Origin of the sequence: Phenylobacterium sp. (genome assembly GCF_030697925.1) — a bacterium.
Classification (GTDB): Bacteria; Pseudomonadota; Alphaproteobacteria; order Caulobacterales; family Caulobacteraceae; genus Phenylobacterium.
Genome location: NZ_JAUYOJ010000114.1, coordinates 1 through 6760 on the forward strand (window position 1 = coordinate 1; position 6760 = coordinate 6760).

Consider the following 6760-nt stretch of genomic DNA (forward strand, 5'->3'; position numbering starts at 1 on the left):
CAGGAACGGGTCGAGCGTCGGCAGCCTGTCCAAGGTGCGCAGCACCATCACGTCCCGCCCGAACGGCAGGTCGGTGTAGTCGAGGACCCGGGCGAGCACGTTGGGGAAATCGGGTTGGTCGACAAACAGCCCCTGACCACCGAGGTCCAGATCGTCTTGGTCGAAGGGAAAGACAATCTTGGTCGAGTTGAAGCGCCGCGGCGCGAGGTTGTCCTCCTCGCCCGAAGGTACATTGTACTTCATGATGATCGACCGGTTCAGCACCGGGTGGATGAACAGCGGTCGCTCGCCGTAATCCGGATCGTCCAGGACCTCGGCGGCCAGCGCGTGCAGGTTCAGCACCCGCCCGGCGCCAGCCGTCGCAACGATACCCTTCAGGCTGCGCACGCCGCCGCCAGCCTTGGGCGCCTGCATGCGGCGTACTCCAACTCATTGGGAGGGGAGACTTATATAGGGATAGGCTTGCCATAACCTTTAGGGGCACGGCTAACCTGCGGTGCTCCTGGCGGCCGGCGTCACGGTGAGGATATGGGAAGCCGGACAGTCGGCGCGCCGGCGACCTGGGGCGCGACGGGCTGACCAGAACCCAGCCTGACCGTCGCTCCGAGCTTAGGTCGGCGCGATCCCCCAACGGAGGCGGGACCTGTCGTGGAGTGATCGTCGTTCCCCGAAGACCTCGCCTACGGGGCCCGCTACGGTCGGTCGTCCCGCGTATCGACACAGGCGTCGCAGGCCGCCCGATCGATCTGGATTCAATCGGCCTTGTCGGCTGATAGGCGCCATGCGTGAAGCTGCGCGTCGTTCTTCGCCGCGCGCCAGCCAACAGCTCAACCTCAAGGCCAGAATGCGCGAACAACAGATGGTCCCAGTCGTGTCGGGGTTACGCGCGGCGCGTGAGGATTCTAAGCTTCCGCCAGCCGAGCAACTGGGAGGCACGGGGTGGCCTTTACGCGACGGGAGACGATGCTCGCCGGCGTGGGGGCGGCGATCGGCGGTGACGCCGCCATCGGCGCCTCGCCGCGGCGTCCCAACATCGTGTTCATCATGGCCGACGATCTGGGGTGGGGAGATCTGAGCTGCTACGGCGCCACGGACTTCCGAACGCCCCACCTTGACCATCTGGCTGCGCAGGGCGTGCGCTTCACCGACGCCTACGCCAATTCCTGCGTCTGTTCGCCGACGCGCGTCGCGCTGATGACCGGGCGCTATCAGTACCGCCTGCGCGCCGGGCTTGAGGAGCCGATAAAGGAGCGGCCGAGCGAGGCGCTTGGCCTTCCGCCATCACATCCAACGCTTGCGTCCCTCTTGAAGCGGAGCGGGTATTCGACCTGCCTCGTCGGCAAGTGGCACATGGGCCATCTTCCACGGTTCGGCCCCCTGAAGAGCGGCTACGACCAGTTCTTCGGCATCGCCAGCGGCGGCGCTGACTATTTCACCCACAAGAACCGCGGCGGGAGGTCGGATCTCTACGAGAACGAGACCTTGGTCGAGCAGACGGGATACCTCACCGATCTGCTGACCAACCGTGCGGTGAAGTATGTGGGTGACGCAGCCCAGGCGCCGCGCCCCTTCCTCCTGAGCCTCCATTATACCGCGCCCCATTGGCCTTGGGAGGGGCCAGCCGACGCGGCCAGGGCCGCGGAGCTGAAGGAGCTGTTCGACTTCGGCGGCGGCTCGTTGGCGACCTATGCCGAAATGGTGCGTTCGATGGACGAGGGCGTGGGCCGTGTTCTGGCCGCCGTGGACCAGGCCGGCGTCGCCGACGACACGATCGTGGTCTTCACCAGCGACAACGGCGGCGAGCGGTTTTCCCGCATGTGGCCGCTCGTGGGCGAGAAGGGTGATCTGCTGGAGGGCGGGATTCGCGTACCGGCCATCGCGCGCTATCCTGGGCGCGTCCCGCGGGGCGTGGTGTCTCCGCAAGTCGCCATCACCATGGACTGGACCGCGACGCTGCTGGCCATGGCCGGCGCTCCGGCCGACCCTGGTTTTCCGCTTGATGGCCAGGACCTGAGCCAGGTGATCCAAGGGTCGGCTCCGCCGTTCCCGCGCCGGCTGTTCTGGAGGTTCGTGGGCCAACGCCAGGCGGCCGTGCGGGACGGCGACTTGAAGTATCTCCGCGTCGGCCAGCACCAGTACCTGTTCGACCTAAGGCGCGACCCGCGCGAACGCGCCAACCTGGCCGAGGTCCATCCGGGTCGGATGGACGAGCTTCGACAAGCCTTCGCCACATGGAATGCGGCGATGCTGCCGGACAGCGACGTGGAAGGCTACGAGGTCGGCCCCGACCGGCTTGCCGGCCGCCCCGCCTCGACGATGAAGTGAGGGGAGTTCGGAGCGCGGGCGGCATCTCACGCTGAGACGCCTCCAAGGAAAGCCCCCGCCCCTGCTCCGTCGGCGCTCAGGTCGCGACATACCGGGCCGGGGCCGGATGGCCCGCGGCCATGGCGCGAAGGATCCGCTCCAGCTCGGAGAGCTCATAGGGCTTGGGGACCACCGCAATGCCGAGGCTGCGCGCCTCCGCGGCGCTGTCGCTATATCCCGAAACCAGGAGAATCGGCAGCGCAGGCCAACGCCGCCGGATCGCCTTGGCCAGGCCCGCCCCGTTCATCGATCCTGGCATGACGATATCGGAGACGACCGCGTCGAACCGCTGGCGTCGCAGCACCGCCAGGGCCTCGTCCGCGTCCCGCGCCTCCTCGACGTCCAACCCTGATTCGCGCAGATAGGCGCCGGTGGCCGCGCGTATGTCTTCGTCGTCCTCGACCACGAGGATCCGAGCCTCGCCGGTCGCCTGCGGCACGGCCGGGTCGGCTCGTTCCTGCCGGTCGGGCGCCGACGTCGCGAGGGGGAAACGCAAGGTGACGACACCCCCGCCGCCAGGGCCGTTCGATACGGCCGCCGAGCCGCCAAGCGCGCGCATGAAGCCGAAGACCTGGGTCAGGCCAAGGCCTGTGCCCTTCCCGCTCGACTTGGTCGTGAAGAACGGCTCGAAGACCCGCGGCGCCACCTCGGGGGGGAAGCCCGCGCCGCTGTCGCGCACCTCGACCTGCGCCTGCTCGCCGCGGCGCTCAACCGCAATGGCGATGTCACCGCCGCCAGGCATGGCGTCCCGCGCGTTGGCGCAGAGGTTGATCAAGGCGGCCTCGAGCTGAAGCGGATCAAGTTCCACGAACAGCCGGTCCACGGGCGGCTGTAGGTCGATGCGGACCGACGGCCCCGCGATCTGTTCCATCGCCAAACCCGCCCCGGCGATCGCCGCGCCCAGGTCCACAACCTGCTTCTCCGCCGGTCCCCCCCGGGCAAAGGTGAGAAGCTGGCGCACGAGCTTCGCCGCCCGGTCCGTGGCCATCCGGATCGCCGCCAGCGGCCGCTGCGCGGCCTCCTGGTCGACGAGCCTCCGGGCCAGGGTGTCGGCATTGCCCTGGATGATCATGAGCAGGTTGTTGAAGTCGTGGGCCACGCCTCCCGTCAGGCGCCCCAGCGCATCCATCCGGACCGCCTGCTCGATGGCGGCGGCCTGCGCGCTCCGCGCCGCCAGGTCACGCAGCAGCAGCCAGACGAAAAGCGCGGTCATGACCAGGCTGAGGACCAACCCGACCACGATCAAGGCGACCATGCCGCGCAGCGGCTGTTCGAAGCTGGCGCGCGGGATGCCGATGTGCGCCGACCACCCGGTCTTCGAAGACAGCCAATAGGCCGAGGTGGTCGATATGCCCTCGAGCGTGCGCCCGGCGTACACGCCTCCGGATCCGCGGGCTCGGGCCTTGAGGGTGGGCGGACTGGCCGGTCGGCCGATGAACTGCGCCTCCGCGCGGGATCGGGCGACCACCTGACCGTCCTGATTGACGATCGAGACGATCCAGCCCGGCGGCGGACGAATGGCCTGGATCAGGCTTCGGAAGTCATCCGGCCGACTGACCACCGTGGCGACATAGGTCACCTTGCCGCCGCGGATGACGGGCGCACGCACCGGTAGGCCCCACAGGCCTCTCTCCCCCCGCCGCATCTCCCCCACGACGGCGGTCCGCGCCGCCAGCGCGCGGCGCAGGCTGGCTGAATCGATGGCTCGCCGGCCGGCCCGCGGCGTCTCGGTGTGGACGATCCATGCCCCGGCCGGGTCCAGAAGGATGACGGCGAGCCAGTGCGGATGCCGCAGGCGTTCGCGCCGCGCCACTTCGCGAAAGAAGGCGAGATTGGCCGGCGGGTCGAGCGCCGGCGACGCCGCAAGAGCTTCCACGAGATCGAGCTGGCTCTCGAGGTGGCGGTCGACGCTCTGCGAGAGAATTCGGGCGTCGGCGACGGCTCGGGCCTCGAGCTCCGAACGTTTCGATTGGATCGCGAAATAGGCCCCGCCCGCCGCCAGCAGGAAGGTGGGGATGAGAGCTGCGATCAGCAGCAGCAGAACGGCGCTGGTACCACCCTGGAGTCGCCAACTGACCACGAACCTGAGCCCCGATGGTTGCGTGTCGCGCCAGGCAACACTCCGTGTAGTTGCGCCCGCCGCGGTTTCGAAAGCAACAACCTGACCAGGCTAGCTTCCAAACCGCCGGCTCACCTCGATATAGGTCTCGCGCGGCCTTCCCAGCGTTCCCGACGCCGAACCGGCGGCGGGCGACAGGGTCTTGGTGGTGAAGTAGCGCTCGTCGAACAGATTGCGGGCGCCGATCGCGGCCTCCCAGTTCCCGCGCGGCGGCGCAAACGCCAGTCTCAGGTTCGCCACGGCGTGCGCCTTGCGAACGATGATCGGATAGTTGGTGACCGCGATGGCGTCGTCGGACTCGTAGGAGACGTCGAAGCGCGACGTCAGTCGCGCGCCGTTCTCGAAGTCCGCGTCGTGCATCAGCATGACGCCGGCCTGCCACTCGGGACCCGGCAGACGGCTATCGTCCGTGATGGGCACGATGACGTTCGTGCCGCCGCCGGAGGTCGTGCCGGGCGCGACCCCGCTCAAGGCCTTGTGCGTGCGGGCGAGGAAGACGCCGGCCTGCAGCCGCGGCGTCACCGTGAACCGCGCTTCGGCTTCGAACCCGTCGAACTCGGCGCTGGCGAGATTGAGTGTGAAGCCGGGCAGGTTCGGAACGGCGGCCGTCACCTGGATGTCGTCGTAGAGCATCCTGAAGGCCGCCAGATTGAAAACGAGGCGGCGGTCGAAGGCCGTCATCTTCAGGCCCAGCTCGTAGGCGGTGACGAACTCCGGGCCATACGACGGCAGCGGCGACGGCAGGCCGCCCGGAAACCGCGACGCGAAGCCCCCGGCTCGATACCCTTCGGCATAGGCGCCGTAGATCAGGACTTGCGGCGAGGCCTCGTAGGCCAGGTTGAAGGACGGCGTCCAGATCGTGGAGCTCTGCCGGCCGCCGCCGCTGAGCTGTGGGCCGGCGGCGCGGATCTGCTCGACCCGATAGGCCTTGGTCTCGTCCGTCAGGCGCAGGCCGGCGGTGAGATGAAGGCGCCGGCTAGGGCTCACGATGAGCTGGCCGAACAGGGCCTTGGACCTGTTGTCGATGTGCCGCCCCGTGGTCTGGAAGTATGGCAGGGCCCCCGCCAGGGCGCTCGCCTGGCCCGCCGGCACGTCGCCGGGCGTCAGCTGGTCGACATACTCCACGCCGCGTTCCCGGAAGACATATCCGCCGACCAGGTAGTTCAGGATTTCGCCCCAGGCCGAGCCGCTCAGCTGCGCCTCGTGGGACCATTGCCGCTGCTTGTAGGGGACGTTGTTGTTGTGGAAGACGACATGCGGCGTCAGGTCGAAGTCATTGTAGAAGGTGCTGGTGAACGCCCGCCGGGCGGAGATCGCCGTCAGCCTGCCGATCGGGGATTCCCAATCGACCGTCAGGGCGTGGCCCCACGTATCGAGCGCGTTGGTGGGGGTGATCCGGCGCCCCTGGCGATCGGTCCAGACGGAGTTGTTGCCCGTCCTCGCAACCCAGGCGTCGCCGTAGCAGGTGGGGCTCGCCGCGCGAAAGACCGGATCGGCCGCGCAGCGTGGCGCATCCACGGACACGAACGGCGGGCGGGAGATGGCTGGCGGGCCGCGGCCGGAGTTGAAGAACGTCGCATTGCTTCCCGTAGGCGCCGGGCTCGTGTCCGACAGGCCGCCCAGCCGCAGGGCCACGCCGGCGGCCGGCGCGTCCCGTCGTCGCGTGTGGTCGGCCGCCAGGTCGACAGTCAGGGCGCCGGCGGGCTGCCAGCGCAGTGCCGCCCGCGCGGCCCGGACGTCTTCGTCGCCCAGCTCGAGATCGTCGTACTGCAGGGCGTCCACGTAGCCACCCCGCTGACGGACGACGGCCGAGAGGCGAAGCGCGGCCCGATCCCCGAGCGGGGCGGCGGCGATCATCTTGAGCTGCCGAAAGTCCCGTTCGCCGCCTGCCACCGAGACCCTGCCTGTAAATCCGTCGGCGGCCTTGGGGAGGCGCGAGATGATCCGGACGGCGCCGCCGATCGTGTTGCGGCCGAACAGCGTCCCCTGCGGCCCGCGCAGGACCTCGACCCGCTCGACGTCAAGCAGATCGAGGACGCTGCCGATGGAGCGACCCAGATAGACGCCGTCCAGATAGACGCCGACGCCAGGATCGGTGTTGATCGTGAAATCCGCCTGGCCGATGCCCCGGATGGTCATGACCGGCGCGAAGCCCGCCCCGGACGCGCCGGCCCCCTCGCGGATCGACAGGTTGGCGAGGGGCAGGTCTCCGAGGTTCAAGGCGCCGCGCTGTTCGAGCTCCTGGCGGGGGAGCGCCGCGATGGACATCGGGGACTG

Annotated in this window: 3 protein-coding genes and 1 pseudogene; 1 reads left to right on the forward strand and 3 read right to left on the reverse strand. The window is 68.9% G+C overall.

Going from position 1 to position 6760, the window contains the following annotated elements:
- Positions 1-414, reverse strand: a pseudogene (locus Q8Q88_RS10740) (hypothetical protein); the annotation flags it as partial.
- A gap of 525 nt (positions 415-939) precedes the next feature.
- On the opposite strand from Q8Q88_RS10740, the gene Q8Q88_RS10745 reads away from it, so the two are divergent.
- A complete protein-coding gene (locus Q8Q88_RS10745; RefSeq protein ID WP_305675189.1) occupies positions 940-2325 on the forward strand; it encodes a sulfatase-like hydrolase/transferase in 1386 nt (461 codons plus the stop codon).
- A 76-nt stretch (positions 2326-2401) separates the two neighbouring features.
- On the opposite strand, the gene Q8Q88_RS10750 is transcribed toward Q8Q88_RS10745, so the two are convergent.
- Together Q8Q88_RS10750 and Q8Q88_RS10755 are read right to left on the reverse strand one after the other, a co-directional pair.
- On the reverse strand, positions 2402-4444 hold the full coding sequence (locus tag Q8Q88_RS10750) for an ATP-binding protein (protein WP_305675190.1): 2043 nt from the start codon (positions 4442-4444) through the stop codon (positions 2402-2404).
- A 90-nt stretch (positions 4445-4534) separates the two neighbouring features.
- Positions 4535-6760, reverse strand: a 2226-nt coding sequence (locus Q8Q88_RS10755) for a TonB-dependent receptor (protein WP_305675191.1), incomplete at its 5' end; no start/stop codon positions are given.